The sequence below is a fragment of the Paenibacillus sp. FSL E2-0151 genome (genome assembly GCF_037993015.1).
Classification (GTDB): domain Bacteria; phylum Bacillota; class Bacilli; order Paenibacillales; family Paenibacillaceae; genus Paenibacillus; species Paenibacillus amylolyticus.
In genome coordinates, this window is record NZ_CP150308.1 from 103563 (window position 1) to 124989 (window position 21427).

Here is a 21427-nt window from a genome sequence, read left to right on the forward strand (position 1 = left end):
TGAGATTACCTTTTGCGTATTAATAAATTTATTAGTGAAACAGGTTATTGCTCCCGGCGTGAAGCCGACAAGTTGGTGGATAGTGGTCAGGTAACCATTAATGGAGTTAAGGCTGAACTGGGCAGTCAGGCAGAAGAAGGCGACGATGTACGAATCAATGGCAAGCCAATCAAGGAAAAGAGAAAACACGTATATATCGCGCTGAATAAACCGATCGGGATCACAAGTACAACCGAGCAGCATATTCAGGGCAATATCGTTGATTTTGTCGGGCACGATGAACGTATCTTTCCTATTGGACGTCTGGATAAGGACTCGGAAGGTTTGATCCTGATGACCAATGATGGTGATATCGTTAACCGGATTCTTAGATCAGAAGGGCGCCATGAGAAAGAGTATATCGTTACTGTTGATCGATCTGTAACCCCGAGTTTCCTTAGAGGTATGAGCACTGGGGTGAAGATCCTGGGTGAAATGACCCTGCCTTGTACAGTGACCCGGATGACGGATCGAGTATTCCGTATCATCCTGACTGAAGGAAAGAACCGTCAGATTCGGCGGATGTGTAGTGCCTTTGGTTACGAGGTTCGTAAGTTGAAGCGTATTCGGATCATGAACATCCATCTTGGAGAAATGGCGACAGGTTCATGGAGAGAGCTTACCCCTTCTGAAAAAGCGGAGCTGGGCGGTCTGTTAGACTATTCACTGGAATAGTTGGTTCGAGTTCGACTAATTTAACCGATTAAAGCTCTGCTTTAAGAAAAGGAGCGCAGGGCTTTTTTTCGGAAAGCAGAGTTAATGAAGACTAGTCAATAATACCGAATAGTAAGGAAATATGTAGATGAACCAGGCATAAGCCTTATATAAACCCAAAAGACCGTTCTCCTTGTACCTGGAGAACGGTCTTTGGTTAATGAATCGCTGCAGGCCTCTAGTTTCCTCCGCCAACGGCTTTTACATTTGTATTGTTACTTTGATACTTCCGAATGATAGATACCTCTACACGGCGATTCTGTGCCCGTCCCGTATTGGTGTCATTGCTGGCAATTGGGTGATACTCTCCATAACCACTTGGTGTGAATTTGGAAGGGTCCAATTGCGAGTTCAGCAACAGGATTTTCAGGAAGTTGAGCGCACGATCTGCGCTTAGATCCCAGTTATCCTTATATTGGTTGTTCGAAATGGGAATATTATCGGTATGACCGGATACAACCACTTCATATTCAGGGAACTCCTGCAGCATGCTTGAGATTGCTTTGGCCAGGGATCGTGATTCAGGCTTCACATCTGCTCGGCCTGACGAGAACAGGGCGTTATCACTTATGGTGATCTTCAATTCAGACTGATTCAGCTTGGTGTTCAGCTGGTCCGAAAGTCCGTTCTTCGAGATATATTTGTCGAGTCGCTCTTTGAGTTTCTCCAGGTCTTCTTGTTCTTTCTTAGCCATCTGTGCATCTGTAATCTGAGCTGGTGTTTTCTTGGTGATTTCTGTAGGTTCCTGTTTGTTCTTACCCAAATCAGCACCTGGCGTATCCGGATTCATGGACGAATGGTCCAGAATTCCGGAACCTCCATTTAATGCACTGTTTAGTGCGGAAGCCATCTGCTCGAACTTAGCTGCATCGATTGAACTCATACCGAACAATACAATAAACAGAGCGAGCAACAAGGTCATCAAGTCGGAATAGGGAAGCAACCAGCTCTCGTCTATATGCTCTTCATGTGGTTCGTGCTTCTTAGCCTTTTTCACCTGGTGATCCCTCCTTCTCTTCCAGTTGTTTACGTTCGGAAGGTGTCAGGAATACGGATAACTTTTGGTTGATGGCGATGGTGGAGACACCGGATTGTATGGATAACAGTCCTTCAACCATCATCAGCTTGATCTCCATTTCTTGCTTGGACATCCGTTTCAGCTTGTTAGACATCGGGTGCCATAACACGTAACCACTAAATATACCAAGGAGTGTTGCGATAAATGCTGCCGCAATCGCATGGGAGAGTTTCTCCATGTCACTGAGATCGGCAAGTGCTGCGATGAGACCTACAACGGCCCCGAGAACCCCGAGCGTTGGTGCGTACATCCCCGCCTGAGCGAAGATCAAGGCACTGCCACGGTGGCGCTCTTCTGTAGCATGAATATCTTCCATGAGCACATCACTTACAAATTCCTGATCGTTGCCGTCTATAATCATACGCATACCGCCACGAAGGAACTGATCGTCAATCTCTTCTACTTTTGATTCCAGTGCAAGCAAACCTTCACGACGGGTAGTGGAAGCCCAATCCATAAATGTGCCGATCAGGGATACGCGATCAATAAGTACTTGATTTTTGAAAACAATCCCGAAAAGCTTAGGGATTTTCTTAACTTCAGACATCGGAAATGCGATAAAGATGGTTCCTGCTGTACCAACAAAGATAATAATGTAGGCTGCGGGATTGTTAACCAGGTTGATTAAGGGCGCACCCTTCAAGAACATACCAAATACAAGGGAGACCAGCCCCAAAATTAGTCCAATAATCGTTGAAATGTTCATCATACACCTCATCCATGAGATAAAATTGAATCCTTTCAAGCGGCTGTGTTCGGGCTTCCGGACGAATTTTTGGCCGCAATCCGTTCAATGTTAGGCAATCCTTACGGTTGCTAAAACAGTTAAAACGGTCATATATGTATTTATCGACCAGAAGGCCTTTTTTTTTAAGGGCTATTTTCAGGTATAATAAGATCAAATCCGCTCCTTAGGGGCCGAATAGGAGTGAAAAGCCAATGGGCGTAAAGCATGGACGGGATTATGAAGGAATTTTGACAGATCTGTCAACGGCAATCGGACGCATACCGGATCGGTATGTTTTCTTTGAAATGGACGCGGAAGAGTGGGGGAGACTGGCTGCATCTGACCAACTTGAAGTGGATGAGGCGTTGGCGGAGGATCTGTTCTATGCGCTGGGCGAGGAGTCCGTTATTCCGGTTGGAAGTGGCGTGGTCATCCATGATAAGGAACAGCACCGCATTCATATTTTGATCGGGGAAGAAGAGTTGACATTTGTACCTTTAATTTAGTGTGTTTACATGCATTTTCAGGGGTATGAATGGAACTGGAATTGTCCTCAAAGCCTTATGGTTAGTGGTTCTATGCCATGTAGTTGATTGGATTTTGAAGCTTGTCCGTGGTAAGATGTTAGTCGTGAAATGGGCCAACCGCATGGCGGTGAGCCTGGCCTTTGAGGTTGCTGTTGATAGCGCCGAAGGTGTCGGTGGTTATACGGACTCACGTCTGTAATGTACCATCCTATGGGGAGGAAGATAACGCATGGTTTTTTCGCAAGAGGAAGTCGAAGCTCATCTGGGGAGGCTGGAAGGCTGGGAACTGGAAGAGGGACGGTGGATTGTACGTAAATTCGTGTTCTCCAACTACATGAAAGGGATTGCATTTGTGGATGAGGTCGCTGCGATCTCGGAAGCATTCAATCATCATCCTTTTATTACGATTGATTATACAACGGTTACGCTGCGTCTCACGTCATGGGATGCGGGTGGTATCACATCTGTAGATATCAAGGAAGCAGGGCAATATAACGAAGCTTATGACAAAATGAGGTCGGAATAACGGGTCAGTTATTATCGCGCGGCCAGAAGTGAGTGAACCATACATGTCAGACTATAATCAGAAACAACCTCTTATTGCTGTCGTAGGCAGTCTCAATATGGATCTTGTGGTGAAGACAGACACAATTCCGGAAGAGGGAGAGACGGTGAGCGGTGAGGAGCTGCATTATCTCGCTGGTGGCAAAGGGGCCAACCAGGCTGTTGCCGCTGCGCGTCTGGGTGGACAGACTACGATGATTGGTGCGGTGGGATCGGACGGTTTTGGCGAACGTCTGCTGCACAGTCTGACGGAAAGTGGTGCAGATGCCTCGAAGGTTCGCATATTGGAAGACACGGTTACAGGGACGGCTTCCATCTGGCTCTCTCGGGGAGACAACCGGATTATCGTTATTCCTGGTGCGAATGGGCAAGTGGTACCTGAGATGCTGGAAGAGGCGGATACGGTAAAAAGCCTGACTGCAGCCGCAGCGGTGCTGCTGCAGCTGGAGATCCCGCTGCCAGCGGTTACCCGCGCCGCCCAACTGGCGGCTGAAGGCAGCGCACTGGTGGTGCTCAACCCGGCTCCCGCGGTGCCGGGTCTGCCCCAGGAGCTCCTGCGGTGCGTCGACGTTGTCACGCCAAACCGCAGTGAGCTTGCCGTGCTTACCGGCCGGGATCATCTCCGGCCGGAAGACCTGGATGCGGCGGTCGCAGAGCTCGCCGCATCCCTCGGGGCCGCTGTCGTCACGACGCTCGGCCCCGAGGGGGCTGTGTACGCGGCGGCGCCTGGTGGCCGCGTACAAGCAGGGCGTGCCGGCGCGTGCCGTGCGCCCGGCTACGCCGTAAGCGCCGTGGATACGACCGGCGCTGGCGATTGCTTCAACGGCGCGCTGGCGGTAGCCCTCGCGCGCGGTGAGACTTTGGACGCGGCCGTAGGCTTCGCCATGGGTGCGGCCGCGTTATCCGTGACGAAGCTCGGCGCCCAGTCCGGGATGCCGTCCGCACGTGAAGTTGAGGCCTTTCTGGCTGAGCATGCCGCAGAGGCTTAATAATTGATATAACAAAGAGGCTCTTATTCTCCGAAAAGGGGATTAAGCGCCTCTTTGTTATGCGTGTGCAGAGATTATTTCTTCTCTGACAGCCACATGGCGATATTTGCAATCTCTTCATCCTGCAGTTTGCCCTTGAAGGAAGGCATACCACCTTTACCTTTGACAATCGTAGAATAGATTTTCTCCAGATCATCCTGGCTGCCGATGTTGGCCAGAGCAGGTCCTACGCCACCTTGAAGCTGATCCCCGTGACAGGAGATACAATTGGCTTTGACCAGTGCTTCAGCTTGTCCGGCATCCAATGTTACTTCCGGCATGGTTGGCTTGGCTTCTTCAGCCACTTCTTCTTTCCCTGGAAGCGTAAACATTAAAACAATAGCTAAAGCGCATGCTGCAAAAAATACTCCGCTCATGATCCATTTGTGCATCCCTTATGTCCCCTCCAGAATGAAAGATCATCTAACCTGAAACTATCCATATCATTATAACGGAACCTGTACTGACATCATAGCATTTTGTGGGAATTTTTTGAACTAATCACATAACAAGGGGCAAATTTGGTTGTTTTGCAATGGATTCTAACCGCGAGGCCCTTCATAAACCATACAGTGAAAGGGCTTCAAGCCGGTTGGGGTCTGCCGTTCGTATGTATCCTGGGTGACAAATCCACTCTTCAGATAGACTTGAATGGCACGAGCATTCCAAGTGAGTACTTCCAGATCAATCTCATTCGTGGGATTTCGGCGAATAGCTTCCTGTACAATGGCAGTGACAAAAGCTGTCCCTTGACCCTGACCACACAGCTCTGGATGCATGCCAAGGCCAATTCGGGTTACCCCTTGAAGTGGGAAGTATTGAGTAAACCCACATATACGATCGTTCTGATCCAGGACGATCGCATATTGCTCCTGCCGCAGCTGTGCATCTCCGAATTCCACTTCCAGAGCTTTCATCTGCTCCCATGGGAGCCAGCTGTAGATATTGTAAGGCGGATCATACTGCCAACTGCAGATAAGCTCCGCATGTTCTTCTCGCATGGGTACAACGTGAAACGTCACAGGGGTTTCCTTCATACACCTGCATGCTCCTTTCCTTGAAACAGAACTCTTTGTCCACTCTACAAAAGTGATGTTCATTTAGCAAGTCTTCCTTCCCAAGAAAAAAATGAAACAAAAGTTCCGGTAATTTCGTTTATATTATAACGGGATGGGTAAAAACATCATAAGGGCACGGACGAACGAACGCAAAATGAACCTGTTGATGTCGCAGGATATAACCCGAGTATAACTTGCAACATGAATAAGGATTGAAGCACAAAAAAACCGCCGGATACATTCCTGCGGAGAATGTACCGGGCGGTTCTGTTATGCTTCTTGCTTCGTTCCAGTATGGTTAATGGTTACAGCATCATGTTGCTCAGCTTGTCCCTAGTCAAGGGCCAGTGATTCATATGCGTCCGTGCTCATAATCCGTTTTGCGCCAACATAACGATTGGCCCAATAGTTTTCACTCAATGCACTGATCGTAACGCCTTTGGAAGAAGAGGAGTGTGCGAACTTTCCATCCCCTACAAAGATTCCTACATGGGATACGCCTTTACCTGTTGTATTAAAGAACACCAGATCGCCAGCTCTCATCTCCATGCGGGATACGGAATCGCCCATGTCGAATTGGGAACTGGATTGGCGTGCCAAATCAATACCCAACTTGTCGAATACATACCGTGTAAATCCGGAGCAGTCAAAGCCGTTAAGCGTTGTTCCCCCACTTTTGTATGTAGTTCCCATTGCTGAATCAATTACTGTGTCCATCTTTGAATCTGCGAATGCGCTACCTGCACCAAGCGATAAAGCGAATGTGATGCTAAGTACAGCTGCGGTTAATTTCTTCTTGAACAAGAGATATTCCCCTTCCAACGCCTGCGAGGTTAGCTTAAGGATTCGGTTGAAGGTCCCCTATGATCCCTCTGTAGCAAGATCAATTCACCCATAACTGGTTCCCCCGCTTCCCAGGTGCCAGGAATTTGGCTATGCTAGTTATGCACCTGCGAAATCAAGAAATGACGATTTAATTTTAAGTAGTTACAAATATGAATGTAAATATTACAAAGTTGTTACTAAAAACTCACTGCGATTATTGTAACAGAGGAGTACGGCTTTGGCAACGTTTAGCAACAAATTTAGCAAAAAAAACCTCGACCTTTGACGGGGAAAGGTTGAGGTTTGCCTATTTATAAGTACATATTAGGCCATGAGTTTAACATGTGATGGTAACAATTTTTAAACTATCTGCTCTCACCTTTGGATATTTTGGACTGCCATAATCGGAAATGGCTGCATATTTTCCACAGACTCAATAGACACCTGGCAAGTGGATACGTCTGTTGTAGTATAAGTCCGGTAAGCCCCGTTAATAACCATGAGGCTGTAGTGAATGCCCCAAAGACGAGCAGGTGTACTCCGCCCAGCAGGAGTGCAATGCCGATTACAGCGATGAGATGACGCAGTGCAATCCAGAGTGCTTTGAGGGTACCGTGAGCCCCGCCTTCTCCTTCTGGTGCCGAAACACCGAACTGCATGTAGAGTATGACATGGTGGATGATCCAACCATATACAATCCAGGCAGCAACATAAGGTATACCAGGCAAAAGTAATTGAAGGGAATGAAATCCGTCCATGAGAATCGAGTAGAGCTTCGGTATGAGCCAGTAGGCGGGCAGAAGTATCAATAATGTACGTATGGTGTGGAGCAGCAGCATCGGTTTCCACAGATTTTTGATTCCGCGGACAAAGGGGATGCGCTCTTCTGTAGAATTAAAGTGCTGAAGTGAGTAGAGCAGTCCTGCCTGAATGAGGGGGCTGATCAACATGCGAACCAGCAGCATGCCCCCGAGAATCCATAGATAACGATGAACCTCCGGATGGGTAGACAGGTTAAGTTGACTTTCCATTTTGAACAAAAGTGTACTCAGCTCACCGGCATCAGCATCTGGATAGCGAAGGAGTAGTGGGATGACCGCCGATTGTACCATTCGATAGAAGAAATATCCCCAAATGAGTTGATAAAGAAATAAGAGTGCGGCAATGAACATATGCTGACGGACGAGAAACCAGCCTTCACGTATTTTCGCTTTCACCGTTTCCACCTCACCATGACAGACCTCCGAATATGGCTTCTATTAGTTTGGTTACACTCATGCTCCAGCGGGACTTCGTCTGCTCATCCAGTCCGGATTTCAGAAAATTGTTCATATGGCGGTTCTCCAGCACGATCGAGTACAGGGGATCGGTCATGGCCCAGGATACGGGGGATGTGTGAGTTAATTTATACGTGATGCGCTCTTCTTTGCCATTCCATTGCTTGGTGAGGATATGCCCGTCTTCAAAAGCAATGCGAACAGGAACGGCGCTGTAATCACTACCTTTTTTTGCGATCGTCACGGATGACTCGTACAATGTTTGACCGTCTTTCTGTACGGGCGTAATACGAATCTTCTCTACAGCAAAGTCAGCCATCCCGTTACCATAGACGTATTGATCAAAATAATCAGACCAGGAAGTGCGGGTCACTTGTTCCACAATTTTCTGAAAATCAGATGAAGTGGGATGTTTGAAACGGTACTTCTTCACATAGGTAGAGAGAATACGTTCCATCTTTTTGGCACCGACTTGATGTTCGATACCAAGCAATACAAGCTTGCCACGTGTATAGACATTGGCTGCATACTCATTCTGTGAATCGAACTTCCAGGATTCTTGTGTTAAGGATGAAGGAGACGTAATCAGTCCCGATTGTACCGGCAGATTCGGAATCAATCCGTATTCCTGCTCCATCAGTTTGTCTTCTGCATAAGAGGTGAATCCCTCATCCAGCCAGGCTTCCTCGAATTCGTTGCTGGCAACCATGCCGTAGAAGTACTGGTGTCCGATCTCGTGGACTACGGTTCGTTCCAGGTCATAACCTGGCGTGGTGTCATCGGCTCCAAAGGCTGTAACTAGCGTAGGGTATTCCATACCTCCAGCGCCATTCCCCGCTTTGGGTGGAACTACGATGGATAAGGTAGCATAAGGATATGGGCCAAACCATTTGCTATAATTGGCTAGAGCGGCCTTCGCGGCGTAGAAATAACGTTCTTTCAGATCCTGATGAGCTGGGTCCAGATATAACTTGATTCGTACACCAGGCACATTGGGTGCAGAGAAGGGTTCCTCGGCGTACACAAAATCGGGTGAGGCTGCCCAGGCGAAATCATGCACATCATCGGCATAGAATTGATAGACCTTTTCTCCATTCTTCACCACGGCTTGCTGCGTCGGAAATCCGGTAGCAGCCACTTTGTATGTTTCAGGCACCCGAATACGCACACTATATATACCGAAGTCAGCGTAAAACTCTGAATTGCCATGGTACTGGTGCAGATTCCAGCCTTCCGTTGTTCGTCCACGTCTGCCCACAGGTTCATAGGCACTTAATTTGGGAAACCATTGACCTGCCATGACAAAATGATCAGCAGTTCCCATCCGGGCAAAAATCTTCGGCAGATTCACTTCAAATCGGGTGTGGAGCGTGATGCTTTCCCCGCCTTTGACGGGTTTGGGCAAGCGTACTTTAATGAGGGTGGTGTCCTTGATATTTCCGTCATCTGGTTGCACATACTGCATCCGGTGCAGCAGAGAGAGCCCGTCCTCCGTTTTCATTTCGGTAATGTTCATGGAGCCATAACCATTGGTAGGCATGACATCACCACGAAGCTTTCCACCGGATTCCTTCATAAAGGTGGTGTCAGCAGAAGAGAAGGCGTTGGGATACATATGAAAGTAAAGCTCGCTGACGGTTTTTTTACCTGGATGTGTCCAGGTAATCGTCTGAGTCCCTTCCAGTACATTCCCTTCGACCAGTTTTACATCCATGTGATATTCCACAACACGGTTGCTGTACACTTCGGCAGTAGGGGTCTGTACACTTTCTGGAGGTGCTGGCGTTGGGGCTATTGCCTTAGGCTTGCCCGATTCGGGGGCGAGTACTGGCAATTCGGAATGAGTTGAGCGATTATAACCCAGAGTGATCCATATCCCTCCGGCAAGTACACACAGGGCCAGGGATGCAGTGAGCCAGCTCTTGGCGCGTCGTGGAATCATCGTTAAATACCTCCCGTTGACAAGCATCTACAGCATGTATATGTTTGCAATGGGGCAATTATTAGTTAAAATATTTGTATCAACCCTTGGAGGTTATAAACATGGACCAAAACGAGCAAAACGGCAAAAAACAGATTGCCTTGAATATCGTTAGTGCAAAAAGCAAGCATAAAGGCTTCGGTGCAGGCTCCATTGAGCTGAATAACCTTTCCCCGGTCATTATTGATAATGGCGAAGCCAAAATCGATATCGGTGCGATGCATGCGAAGAGCAAAGTGGAACGCAATATCAAGTTCTCAACCAATCGTGAAGATGTACCCAACGGACGCCAGGTATGGCTGGTATGGGTAGCTGTCGATCGCACGGAGGAAGGACAACTGTATGGTGGAGCAACGGCATGTGAGATGTGGATTGATACGGAAGCAAGACGTGGATGGAAACTGCTGGCGGAACATGTGAATCGCATGGATTATGCCTTGAAGCGTCGCTTCATGTTGGATGAGCTTGGACCTGAAGCTCGAGCTGCACTTAAGACACTGCTGATCTCACACAATGAAGACTGGTGGAATGCTTCTCCAGATGTATTGAAGGAAGCACTCGCCTAAGGCAGATCTTTCAACACAGTCTAAAAGAAAAAAAGCAAAAGGCCCCTTAACCGGAAATTTCGGTTGGGGGTCTTTTGCTTGTGCTTTAATCGTATACATCGATCTGAATAATTATGAGTTTTCATCCGAAGTGAATTTCCAATTGTTCAATATAACCAGGGGATATAGGTGACGCAACTAAGTCATTGCGCATTTACGTCATTCTACCCACCAACGTTTGAAATCTCCCCACCAAGAATGTTTCTCTTCCTGTATGCCTTGTTGATTCTGTACCTGACGAGTCTTCTCATCTTCTCCAGAATCCGAATCATCCGTTGTGCCATGGCATACCTCTGTCGGTTCAGTACCATCAATAAAAACTTCCAATCGTTTCTCTTCACAACCGTTGCCTGCCAGCTTGCCGGATTCCGGATCAATATAGACACTTACGACATGATCAGGCACGGTGAAGATTTTGGGTGGTACGCTCGCAAGGGCCTGTTCTGTGAACTGGGCAAAGATCGGCGCTGCCCGGCGGCCATCCGAAGTGGAGATGGCTTTGCCTTGGTCGTACCCAACCCATACCGCAGTGGAGAGCTCCGGTGTGAATCCAACGAGCCAGGCATCCGTGTTGGTTGTTCCCGTTTTTCCCGCAACCGGGCGTTTGATCGCCTTAGACACCCGGTTGCCCGTTCCTCCATTTTCGAAGACACTTTCCATTAAACGAGTCAGTACATAAGCTGCCGCAGGTTCCACAACGGTCTCAGCCTTCGTCTGAGGCGATTCATAGAGCACACGTCCTGCGGCATCTGTCACTTGTAGAATGGCTACAGGTGGCGTCCGTTGTCCACCAGCAGCAATGACGGAAAAGGCCGATGCCATCTCCAGCGGGCTGACAGGTGACGTTCCCAGTGCAAGAGAAGGTACGGCGCTCAGGTTGCTTGTAATGCCAAGGTTTTTTGCCATACTCACAACCTCCTCAGGACCGATCTGCATAATGGTGTTCACCGCATAAATATTGTCTGAAGCGGCGATCGCCTGTCTTAGATCAATCTCACCCAGATACTTGTCTCCAAAGTTGCCGGGTTTATAGGTTTTGCGGTCATTGTCATAGTGAAAAAGGGTAGGTTCACTGTTAAATATGGATGCACTGGTGAGTTGCTTGGATTCCAGGGCTGCCAGATACATAATCGGTTTAAACGCCGAACCTGGCTGGCGCGTTGTCGCTAGAACATGGTTAATCTGATTGGTACGGTAATTCTTGCCGCCTACCATGGCTTTGATGTAGCCCGTACGAGGGTCGATGGACACGAGGGCCGTCTCCAGCTCACTTTTGGCATCCATACCCTTCGCTATGGCGTCTTCCGCTGCTTTTTGTACACGCAGATCCAGGGTGGTGTAGATATTCAATCCCCCATGATCCAGCATCGCTTCGCTGATTCCCAACTCTTTGATGGCCAGATTCCGGATATAGTCACGGAAATACGGGGCGCTTTCCACCGTTTTACGCTCGCTCTCCGGTTTGAACGAAAGCATTTTCTCATAGGCCTTATCCGCTTCGGCCTGGGTGATCTTGCCGATATCAGCCATGGCATTCAGCACAATCTTCTGTCGGTCTTTGGCATTCTTCATATGGTTATAGGGTGAATAGTAGGTAGGTCCTTTCGGGATTCCTGCCAGCATGGCACTCTCTGCAAGATCCAGCTGTTTCGCTGATTTGCCAAAATACATTCGTGAAGCCGCTTCGATTCCGTACGCACCATGCCCATAATAGATTTCGTTCAGATACATCTGCAAAATTTCATCCTTGCTGTATTTCATCTCCAATTGCGCCGTGTACATGGCTTCCTTGGCTTTGCGAGTCCATGTTTTCTCATGAGATAGATACAGGTTACGCGCAAGCTGTTGAGTCAATGTACTTGCACCTTGCGACATCTGCATATGTTCGAGGTTAACGAGCACAGCCCGTCCCATCCCTTGCACGTCGAACCCGTAGTGATTATAGAATTTGCGGTCCTCTACAGCCAGAGTGGCATGGACCAAATCTGGAGCGATATCCTCCAGTTGAACGGGTACAGAGTCTTTGCCACCTGCGGAGAAGGTAGCGATGACTTCACCCTGACTGTCCAGTAATCTGGAATTCCGATCAGAGTCTGCTAGGGGAAGGCTGGTTGCGTATAGATAGACCAATCCTGCAGCGGTAGCAAGTATGGCGAGCACGGCGAGCAGAGACAGGTTTTTAAACAATTTACGTACACGGAACCCGCGTTTGCGGGTCTTTTGATTTGGCTTGGTCATGGAACGGGCTCCTCTCTTTTCTTCCAGTATGGGACTTGATTGGCAGGGATATTCAATCGGGTGCATAAGCAAACAAAATGTAGCATTTTCGCCTTAAAAACCGTTTTGCAGTATAAACGTCAATCGCGTATAATGCAAAAGGGTAATGAAAAGGTAAGATTCGGCACAAGATACTAAAGCGCGTAAGGACGAACAGACGAATGGTCATTGATTCATTGATTAGTCAGACGCTCTGCACGCTCTGGTCAATTTAATCTATATAAATGAAGTGAACCGCGGACCTTTCCCGCAGGCCAGCAATCATAACACGATATGGCGCCGAACGCTGGACGTGCTTGGGCGAACCGATTATAGTGCACAGCGCTTGGTCGGGTATGGCTGATCATTAACTTTACGGAAAGAAGGTAGAGATTATGGAATTGTGGTTTACGGAGAAACAGACCCCGGTATTCGGGATCACCGCGAAGATTAAGCAGACCTATGTTACAGAGAAAACGGATTTTCAAGATTTGGCCATGGTAGAGACCGAAGAATTCGGTAACATGTTGCTTCTTGATGGCATGGTGATGACAACTGTAAAAGACGAATTCGTATATCACGAAATGGCGGCACACCCTGCGCTGAACACTCACCCGAATCCGAAAAAAGTTCTGGTTGTCGGTGGCGGCGATGGCGGAGTCATTCGTGAAGTCATTAAACATGCTGCTGTAGAAAAAGCAGTTCTCGTCGAAATCGACGGTAAAGTTATTGAATACTCTAAAAAATATTTGCCTGAAATCGCCGGCAAGTTGGATGAGCCTAATGTTGAAGTGCTCGTAAACGACGGCTACATGCATATTATTGAACATAAAAATGAATACGATGTGATCATCGTAGACTCTACGGAGCCTGTCGGCCCGGCTGCGCCATTGTTTGAGCGTGGGTTCTACCAAGGCATCTACGAAGCATTGAAAGAAGACGGAATCTTCGTTGCCCAAACGGACAACCCTTGGTTCAAGGCGGATCTGATCCAGAAGGTGAACAAAGACGTCAAAGAAATCTTCCCGATCGTACATGTGTACGGCTGTAATATTCCAACCTATCCAAGTGGTTTGTGGACATTCACTATGGGTAGCAAGAAACATGACCCGCTCGAAGTGGATGAGACTCAAATCCCGGAGATGGATACCAAGTATTACTCTCCGCGTCTGCACAAAGCAGCATTTGTACTTCCTAAATTCGTGGAAGATTTAACGAAATAAAAGGGGAAATCATTAATGAAACTGGATCAAGCTTATTCAGGAAACGTATTTATTTGCAGCTCTGAGGATTATGAGAACTCCAAAGCGGTTATCTATGGTATGCCGATGGATTACACCGTCAGCTTCCGTCCGGGTTCCCGTTTCGGCCCATCTCATATCCGTCAAGCATCGGTTGGACTTGAAGAGTACAGCCCATATCTCGACAAAAGCATTGTAGACATGACATACTTTGACGCTGGAGACCTGCTCTTGCCTTTCGGTAACGCGGGACGCAGCCTTGAAGTAATTCATGAATACATCGGCAGTCTGCTCGCTGACGACAAATTCCCAGTTGGTCTCGGTGGCGAGCATCTGGTTACTTGGCCAGTCATCCAACAGATGTACAAGAAATACCCGGATCTTATTCTGATTCATATTGATGCACACGCTGACCTTCGTGAAAACTATGAAGGCGAGCCATTGTCACACTCCACACCAGTGCGTAAAGCAGCTGAGTTGATGGGTGGCAAAAACATCTATCAGTTCGGTATCCGTTCCGGTTCCCGTGAGGAGTTCCAGTACGGTCGCGAGAACATCAACTTCTATCCATTTGAAGTGGCAGCTCCGATGAAGGAAGCTCTTCCGAAGATGGGCAACCGTCCGGTGTATGTGACCATCGACATCGATGTGCTTGATCCGTCAGCAGCGCCAGGAACAGGTACAGCAGAAGCGGGCGGCATTACGTCCAAGGAACTGCTGGAAGCCATTCATATGATCGCAGGATCTGATGTAAATGTAGTTGGTTGTGACTTGGTTGAAGTTGCACCAATCTATGATCCAACACAACAGACACAGATTGTAGCTGCGAAGCTGATCCGTGAAATGCTGCTTGGATTCGTGAAATAATCACAGAATAATCGATAAGTATAACGCTCTCTGTCTGCGCGGGTTCAACTTTGCGCAGGGGAGGGCGTTTTGTATTGTTAACTTTTGTACAGAGCTGTGCTATACTGACTACATAAGTATTCAGTAGTATATTAATTGATATATTACATTCGTGAAGTATATGGTGATCGGGTTCGGTCATATACTAAAAAGAGCCTTTACCGCTGCCAACGGTAAAGACTCTTAGGACCCGAAAGGCTGTGGATTGCCACGGCGCGCATGAACTAAATAATGCTATTCAAGCAAAACCCACCGTCAGGCTTCCGACCTTATGAGGTGGGTTTTCGCTTGCTACGAAACTTTTTGCGCAACCAACGGTAAAGCTTTCGCCCACTCAGTACAATACTGAGGATCGCAGCAATCCATCGGATTACATCAAGCAACGCCACAAGTTTGACCAACGACGTCACCCCCTTTTGGGAAGCTGCGCCGTGGTCTGGAAAACATCCACCGATATTCAAAAGTCCATAACATTAATTATAGCACGTACGTTCCCTTGTCTCTACCATTTATTTCATGTGTTAGTATGGACTCTCCTCTTACACAGATATCGTGCCTTGGTATGACTCTATCTTAATATTTGTGTATAATATGGAAATGGAGGAAGGGAAAGGTGAATATGAATGCGTATGATTCGGGCTCAATTGAGTATGTATCCCAGGTGGCTGACTGCAGTTTTTATAGTGTTTGTCATCAATTTTGTATTAGCAGTGACGATATTTCTTAACTTTACGTTGATGGTGGCTGATCTGGCTATGCTTTTTGCTGCATATAGTATTCGGGAATATAAATACAACAAAATATATTTTAGTTTATGCCTTTTATTAAGTATCAGTTTTGTTATCCTTGGTATCAGGACATTTCCCATTTAACTTAGAGTACACAACGTTTAGTAATCAACCACCCTTGCCTGCATGATACCAATCATGGGTAAAGGTGGTTTTTTTCTTGCGAAATTGTCATCAGGGTTAATCAGATTGTTACGTTAGAACCATCAAATTTGGGTAAAACCATAGAAGGAGGTGTTACGATGACAACCAAGAGTACAATGACATGGAAACGGATTGGTGCACTCGCATTATCGTTAACGCTGGCTTGGGGGATGGGTCCGGTACATACGCTATCAGGTGCTAACGCTGCATCTTCACAGGCATGTGGAAAGGGAGATCATGGACTATCTGCTACATTGAAAAAAGGCAGCGGTGTGGAAGAGCAACACCTGCAATTTACTGACATTGATTTTCTTAATGATACGACTGGACGAGCTGGGGGTGAAGGCTTCCTGATCGGTACCTCGAATGCAGGATGTACGTGGCAGTCCATATATACCGGGCAGTGGCAATTCACTCAGCTTGATTTTCCGAATAATGTGAACGGATATGCGCTGGCGCGAGTGAAGGATTCACCTGCAACCTATCTGATCCGTACCCATGATGGGGGATCGCACTGGACGCGGCTCGATACGCCGGGCATTCAATTCAAACGAATTGATTTTCGCAATAAAGATGTAGGTTATGGTTACACCTATAATGGTGCATATCAGACGAAGGATGGCGGGGTAACCTGGAGTAAAATGAATACACCTGCCAACACGCGTGCAGCTGCCTTTGCAACAGAGAAACAAGGGTATGCCGTCGTGGTTGTACCTGGATCGGGATATCATCTGAAGCAAACGAGTGATGGCGGCAAGAACTGGACAACCTCTCTTCGAGTTGTCTCAGACACATGGAGCGGAGCGGATCTGTATGCACATGGCCAACAAGTATGGGCCCTTCTGTATGGTGATGCAGGCATGTCCCAACAATCGTACTCCCTCTATGCAAGCGGTAATCAAGGCAAGAACTGGACCCAAGTATTTGCCCAATCCACAGCAGGGGGAGGTCCTGCACCGGGTACAAACAGTACGGGCAAAGGAAACGGACCAGCCAACCCGGGTGGTCATCCCGGCAACATGGCGTTGATTGGTAATCAGACGGCGTATCTGTCTGCAGGTTCACCCGCAGCTGGCAAAGTGGGTATTGGACGTTCTTATGATACAGGTTCCACGTGGAAAAATATTGACCTGAAAGATCCGGGATACAGTTCCCGTATCTCGTTCCCATCGGCCAAGACGGGTTGGCTCGTAGTCACAAGTGATAACTCTCCTGCGATCTATCAGACTATAGATGGTGGAACGACGTGGACACAAAAAATGTTGTTGCCTTCAGAGCAGGATTAAGTAGCCTGTTATTCTGAAATAATAAACGGGCAAATCCAAATTAGAAATGTATAAAAATCAATTTGGTAAGTCTCTGTATGAATTTCTATAACAAACAAGCCTCTTCCTAATCAATTACACAGGAAGAGGCTTGTTTGTGTAGAAATAAAAACGGTTGAAACCTACTCTAAAACGAGTTATTGTAAGCGATAACAATACATTATATGGAGGTTGAAATCATGGTTGATGTTATTTTAAAGGCAGATTCGGATCAAGGATTAATAAATCGCAATATATATGGTCACTTTTCCGAACACTTGGGACGTTGTATTTATGAGGGGCTGTGGGTAGGAGAAGATTCACCCATTCCGAATACGGATGGGATTCGAAATGATGTATTAACGGCCTTGCAGAAGCTTAATATTCCAGTACTTCGGTGGCCAGGCGGTTGTTTTGCCGATGAATATCACTGGAAAGATGGTGTAGGCCCGAAGAGTGAGCGTGCTCGTATGATCAATACACACTGGGGCGGTGTGGAAGAGAACAATCACTTTGGTACACATGAATTCTTGAGATTATGTGAGTTGCTCGACACGGAGCCATACATCAGTGGCAACCTGGGTAGCGGTACCGTGCAGGAGATGCAGGAATGGGTGGAGTACATCACGTTTGACGGCGAATCCCCGATGGCGAACTGGCGTAAGAGTAATGGTAGGGAAGAACCGTGGAAAATGAAGTATTTTGGCGTGGGAAATGAGAACTGGGGATGCGGCGGCAATATGCGCCCTGAATATTATGCGGATGAATATCGCCGGTATGCTACATATGTACGTAACTATTCCGGAAACGAGATTTATAAAATCGCTTGTGGACCGAACGAAGGTAACTATGAATGGATGGAAGTCCTGATGCGGGAGGCTGCTCGCTTTATGGATGGAATCAGTCTTCATTATTACACTATCCCTACAGGAGAGTGGAATGATAAAGGCGCAGCTACAGGATTTGGTGAGGCTGAATGGTTCACTACCTTGAAAAAGACGCTCCATATGGATGAATTACTGGTGAAGCACTCCGAGATTATGGACAAATATGATCCAGAGGGCAGAGTCGGCATTATTGTGGATGAATGGGGCACGTGGTATAACGTTGAGCCGGGAACCAATCCAGGGTTCCTGTATCAACAGAATACGATGCGGGACGCTGTGCTTGCAGGTGTTAACCTGAATATTTTCAACCAACATAATAAACGGGTACACATGGCAAATCTTGCGCAGATCGTCAATGTGCTTCAATCGCTTGTGCTCACGGAAGGGGACAAAATGCTCCTGACCCCTACGTATCATGTATTTGATATGTATCAGGTTCATATGGATGCACAGCGACTGGATTTGAATTATGAAAGCCCTGGGTATACCTTCGGAGAAGAGACCATTCCGCAGCTCAGCTTATCAGCTTCCCGCAACAAGGATGGGGTCATTCATGTGACAGCTTGTAATCTGAGTCATACCGATGAGTTGGAAGTTGTGTGTCAGCTGGATGCAGCTCAAGCGGCTAAAGTAAACGGGCAGATTCTGCACCATACTGATTTTGGTGCATTCAATACCTTTGAACAGCCGAATCATGTTCAGCCTGTGGCGTGGGATGGAATCACACTGGAGAATAACACACTGCGTTTTGTCCTTCCACCAGCATCGGTTGGGGTGCTCGCTGTAGAGGGTTAATGCATGAAAAGGCAGGAACCTTGCAAGGGCTGTAATGATCAGTACGATGTGAAGATTAGCGATGCCAAAATGGCCAGACTTGTGGAGATTGCCTCACGTTCGCGTCCGACGGTACAGGATGAGGAATATGAACGTCGGCTATCCATCTGCTCTGCTTGTCCGGGATTGCAATATGGCACAACTTGTCGGCATTGTGGTTGTCTCGTACAGGTGCGAGCGAAGCTGAGTGAGTCGACATGTCCTTTTCCTTATGAATCGCAATGGGCCTGATCGGATGAACGAATCTTATTATAATGAAGCAAAAGGGAGTTGCACTTTACAGGTGCAGCTCTTCTTTTTTGGCTTGATGTGGAAAAAACTCTGAATTTGGATTTGAATTGAGCGAGGGAACTGGATATAGTTATACAGTAGAGTGTAGGATAGCGAGCTATCCGGGAATATGAGCGCGTATAGCGACACAACAATACGGGAAGGGCTGTTCTCACCAGCCGTGCCTGATTTTGCGTCGCCTCGAATATAATGGAGGTTAACATTCATGTCGAACATGCGACCGGTACACATCCGGCTGCACAGCCGTTATGAAGGTGAAGATGTGCTGCAGGAAATGCAGGGTGAAGCCGTGTTAAAAGGGTCTGTTCTTTATGTTCGTTATGAAGAACCGCAGGTTGGACCTGAGGGAGGTACAACCCGTACAACATTGAAGCTGGGCGGACAATCCATCAAGATTATACGTCATGGTGAGGTGGAATCGGAGCAGACTTTTGAATTGAATCGGAAGCTTCCTGGTTTCTACCGATCACCATACATGTCGTTTGCCCTGTCCACGCATACACAGAAGCTGGAACTTTCCATTCAGGGATTGAGCGCACGCGCAGCGTGGAGCTACGACTTTTACCGCTTTGATGAAGAATCCGGACATTTCGCGATTAGTTTGCATATACAGGAGGAACCAATTTCATGACACGTAATCCACTAGATACGATTAACGAACGGGTAAGTACGGCCATCGGCAACGCCATTGTGACGGCCGGAATTGTTACGCAGGACGAATTGCCAGCCATCACATTGGAAGTGCCGCGTGAGAAGACACACGGGGACTTGGCGACCAATGCTGCCATGCAGCTGACCAAGATTGCCAAGCGCAATCCGCGTCAGATTGCTGAAGAGATCATTGCCAATTTGAATCTGGCTGAAGCCGGAATCGAGAAGGCTGAGATTGCGGGCCCAGGATTCATTAACTTCAAATTGGACAAGAGTTACCTTTATCCAGTACTTGTGCTTGTGCAGGAGCAGGGTGAAGATTACGGAAGAATTAACATCGGAGAAGGACGCAAAGTCGAAATGGAGTTTGTCAGTGCCAACCCGACAGGCAGTTTGCATCTGGGTCATGCCCGTGGAGCGGCTGTAGGTGATGCGCTATGTAACATCCTTGACTACGCAGGATATGATGTAACCCGTGAATACTACATTAATGATGCAGGTAATCAGGTGTTTAATCTGGCTCGTTCCATTGAAGCTCGTTATCTGCAAGAGCTGGGTCAGGATGCTGAGATGCCTGAAGACGGTTATCACGGTGAAGATATCAAAGGATTCGCCAAGCAGCTTGTTGCTGAAAAGGGTGACGAATTGCTGTCCATGCATCCGGGTGACCGTGCGGCTTATTTCCGTGACTTTGGTCTGGAGAAGGAACTGGACAAGATCAAACGTGACTTGAATCGCTTCCGTGTTAACTTTGACATCTGGTTCAGCGAAACTTCCCTGTACGACAACGGAGAAGTGCTGCGAGTGCTTGATGAATTGCGTGACCGCAATGAGATCTATGAGCAAGATGGAGCAACTTGGTTGAAAACGATGCAGTACGGTGATGACAAAGAACGTGTATTGATCAAGAACGATGGCACGTATACTTACCTGACGCCAGATATTGCTTATCACCGCGACAAATATGCTCGTGGATACGACACGATGATCAACATCTGGGGTGCCGATCACCATGGATATATTCCACGGATGAAAGCCGCGATGCAAGCACTGGGTAATGACCCTGAGAAACTGGTGGTCTTGATTGCACAGATGGTGAGCTTGTTCCAGAACGGTGAAAAAGTGAAGATGTCCAAGCGTACAGGTAAAGCTGTAACGATGGAAGATCTGATGGATGAAGTCGGCATTGATGCCATCCGTTACTTCTTCACAATGCGCAGCATGGACTCCCATCTGGACTTTGACATGGACCTTGCGATTTCGACATCCAATGAGAATCCGGTATTCTACGTACAATACGCGCATGCCCGTGTATGTAGCGTATACCGTCAGGCTGAAGAACAAGGTATTGAACTGTTGCCACTGGCACAGATTGACCTGTCCAAGCTGACAACAGAGCACGAGTATGACCTTCTCCGCAAAATGGGAGAGTTGCCTGAGGAAATCTCGGCAGCAGCAACAGGATATGCGCCTCATCGTATCATCCGTTATGTATACGAGTTGGCATCCCTGTTCCACAGCTACTATCGTGCAGAACGTGTCATTACGGAAGACACGCAGCAAACTCAAGCACGTCTGGCACTGATCGGTGCTGTACGTACCGTTATCGCAACAGCGCTTCGTCTGGTAGGCGTAACCGCTCCTGACAAAATGTAAATTCCAGGCTCGCGGCCTATCCTCGGCTCTGCCTAAGGCAAAAAGT

General features: G+C 47.6%; 22 protein-coding genes and 1 riboswitch. Of the genes, 13 read left to right on the forward strand and 9 right to left on the reverse strand.

Annotated features, from left to right (window positions below; translation table 11 throughout):
* Nucleotides 1-12: 12 nt before the first annotated feature.
* Entirely contained in the window at nt 13-714 is a 702-nt protein-coding gene (gene rluF, locus MHI55_RS00490) for a 23S rRNA pseudouridine(2604) synthase RluF (protein WP_340388293.1), read from the forward strand.
* A gap of 217 nt (nt 715-931) precedes the next feature.
* Here rluF and motB read toward each other — a convergent pair whose 3' ends face one another.
* Together motB and motA are read right to left on the reverse strand one after the other, a co-directional pair.
* On the reverse strand, nt 932-1750 hold the full coding sequence (gene motB / locus MHI55_RS00495; protein ID WP_036607292.1) for a flagellar motor protein MotB: 819 nt from the start codon (nt 1748-1750) through the stop codon (nt 932-934).
* Nucleotides 1737-2537 (reverse strand): flagellar motor stator protein MotA, encoded by an 801-nt coding sequence (gene motA / locus MHI55_RS00500; RefSeq protein WP_036607291.1) that lies wholly within the window; start codon nt 2535-2537, stop codon nt 1737-1739. The genes motB and motA overlap by 14 nt, the downstream gene beginning before the upstream one ends.
* Before the next feature lie 233 nt (nt 2538-2770).
* On the opposite strand from motA, the gene MHI55_RS00505 reads away from it, so the two are divergent.
* Genes MHI55_RS00505 through rbsK form a run of 4 tightly spaced genes read left to right on the forward strand, consistent with a single transcriptional unit; the run spans nt 2771 to nt 4638 of the window.
* A complete protein-coding gene (locus tag MHI55_RS00505) occupies nt 2771-3064 on the forward strand; it encodes a hypothetical protein (protein WP_340388295.1) in 294 nt (97 codons plus the stop codon).
* A 1-nt stretch (nt 3065) separates the two neighbouring features.
* Nucleotides 3066-3284 carry a hypothetical protein gene (locus tag MHI55_RS00510; protein ID WP_340388297.1) on the forward strand — a complete coding sequence of 73 codons (219 nt, stop codon included), beginning with the start codon at nt 3066-3068 and terminating at the stop codon, nt 3282-3284.
* Nucleotides 3285-3314: 30 nt separating this feature from the next.
* Nucleotides 3315-3611, forward strand: a complete 297-nt coding sequence (locus tag MHI55_RS00515; protein ID WP_062838136.1) for a 4a-hydroxytetrahydrobiopterin dehydratase — start codon at nt 3315-3317, stop codon at nt 3609-3611.
* Nucleotides 3612-3654: 43 nt separating this feature from the next.
* The gene (gene rbsK, locus MHI55_RS00520; RefSeq protein WP_340388299.1) at nt 3655-4638 is read left to right on the forward strand and encodes a ribokinase; all 984 of its coding nucleotides are present in this window, start codon (nt 3655-3657) and stop codon (nt 4636-4638) included.
* 74 nt (nt 4639-4712) lie between these two features.
* Here rbsK and MHI55_RS00525 read toward each other — a convergent pair whose 3' ends face one another.
* From MHI55_RS00525 to MHI55_RS00545, 5 genes are all read right to left on the reverse strand, one after another.
* Entirely contained in the window at nt 4713-5069 is a 357-nt protein-coding gene (locus tag MHI55_RS00525) for a cytochrome c (protein WP_036607288.1), read from the reverse strand.
* Between the two features lie 150 nt (nt 5070-5219).
* Nucleotides 5220-5714, reverse strand: a complete 495-nt coding sequence (locus tag MHI55_RS00530) for a GNAT family protein (RefSeq protein WP_340388301.1) — start codon at nt 5712-5714, stop codon at nt 5220-5222.
* A gap of 354 nt (nt 5715-6068) precedes the next feature.
* Entirely contained in the window at nt 6069-6503 is a 435-nt protein-coding gene (locus MHI55_RS00535) for a C40 family peptidase (RefSeq protein ID WP_223199955.1), read from the reverse strand.
* A 39-nt stretch (nt 6504-6542) separates the two neighbouring features.
* A riboswitch (cyclic di-AMP (ydaO/yuaA leader) is annotated at nt 6543-6680 on the reverse strand.
* 245 nt (nt 6681-6925) lie between these two features.
* On the reverse strand, nt 6926-7777 hold the full coding sequence (locus MHI55_RS00540; RefSeq protein ID WP_036607309.1) for a hypothetical protein: 852 nt from the start codon (nt 7775-7777) through the stop codon (nt 6926-6928).
* 10 nt (nt 7778-7787) lie between these two features.
* A complete protein-coding gene (locus MHI55_RS00545; RefSeq protein WP_340388303.1) occupies nt 7788-9779 on the reverse strand; it encodes a M1 family metallopeptidase in 1992 nt (663 codons plus the stop codon).
* 101 nt (nt 9780-9880) lie between these two features.
* Here MHI55_RS00545 and MHI55_RS00550 point away from each other — a divergent pair, with 101 nt between their 5' ends.
* The gene (locus MHI55_RS00550; RefSeq protein ID WP_017691308.1) at nt 9881-10384 is read left to right on the forward strand and encodes a YwhD family protein; all 504 of its coding nucleotides are present in this window, start codon (nt 9881-9883) and stop codon (nt 10382-10384) included.
* Nucleotides 10385-10582: 198 nt separating this feature from the next.
* On the opposite strand, the gene MHI55_RS00555 is transcribed toward MHI55_RS00550, so the two are convergent.
* The gene (locus MHI55_RS00555; RefSeq protein ID WP_101315111.1) at nt 10583-12661 is read right to left on the reverse strand and encodes a PBP1A family penicillin-binding protein; all 2079 of its coding nucleotides are present in this window, start codon (nt 12659-12661) and stop codon (nt 10583-10585) included.
* Between the two features lie 413 nt (nt 12662-13074).
* Between MHI55_RS00555 and speE the strand changes: the two genes are divergently transcribed.
* A complete protein-coding gene (gene speE / locus MHI55_RS00560) occupies nt 13075-13902 on the forward strand; it encodes a polyamine aminopropyltransferase (protein WP_017691306.1) in 828 nt (275 codons plus the stop codon).
* A gap of 15 nt (nt 13903-13917) precedes the next feature.
* Nucleotides 13918-14787 carry an agmatinase gene (gene speB, locus MHI55_RS00565; protein WP_036607280.1) on the forward strand — a complete coding sequence of 290 codons (870 nt, stop codon included), beginning with the start codon at nt 13918-13920 and terminating at the stop codon, nt 14785-14787.
* A gap of 308 nt (nt 14788-15095) precedes the next feature.
* Here speB and MHI55_RS00570 read toward each other — a convergent pair whose 3' ends face one another.
* Complete coding sequence (locus MHI55_RS00570) at nt 15096-15227, reverse strand: hypothetical protein (protein ID WP_017691304.1); 132 nt, start codon at nt 15225-15227, stop codon at nt 15096-15098.
* A gap of 629 nt (nt 15228-15856) precedes the next feature.
* Here MHI55_RS00570 and MHI55_RS00575 point away from each other — a divergent pair.
* The 5 genes from MHI55_RS00575 to argS all read left to right on the forward strand — a co-directional run bounded on the left by MHI55_RS00575 (nt 15857) and on the right by argS (nt 21381).
* Nucleotides 15857-17044 carry a hypothetical protein gene (locus MHI55_RS00575; protein ID WP_340388305.1) on the forward strand — a complete coding sequence of 396 codons (1188 nt, stop codon included), beginning with the start codon at nt 15857-15859 and terminating at the stop codon, nt 17042-17044.
* Between the two features lie 218 nt (nt 17045-17262).
* Entirely contained in the window at nt 17263-18744 is a 1482-nt protein-coding gene (locus MHI55_RS00580; protein ID WP_340388307.1) for an alpha-N-arabinofuranosidase, read from the forward strand.
* A gap of 3 nt (nt 18745-18747) precedes the next feature.
* Entirely contained in the window at nt 18748-19014 is a 267-nt protein-coding gene (locus tag MHI55_RS00585) for a DUF6171 family protein (protein ID WP_036667692.1), read from the forward strand.
* Nucleotides 19015-19279: 265 nt separating this feature from the next.
* Nucleotides 19280-19705: a DUF1934 domain-containing protein gene (locus tag MHI55_RS00590; protein ID WP_017691299.1), complete on the forward strand. Its 426-nt coding sequence runs from the start codon at nt 19280-19282 to the stop codon at nt 19703-19705.
* Nucleotides 19702-21381: an arginine--tRNA ligase gene (gene argS / locus MHI55_RS00595; RefSeq protein ID WP_076329945.1), complete on the forward strand. Its 1680-nt coding sequence runs from the start codon at nt 19702-19704 to the stop codon at nt 21379-21381. Before MHI55_RS00590 ends, argS begins: the two co-directional genes overlap by 4 nt.
* Nucleotides 21382-21427: the final 46 nt, after the last annotated feature.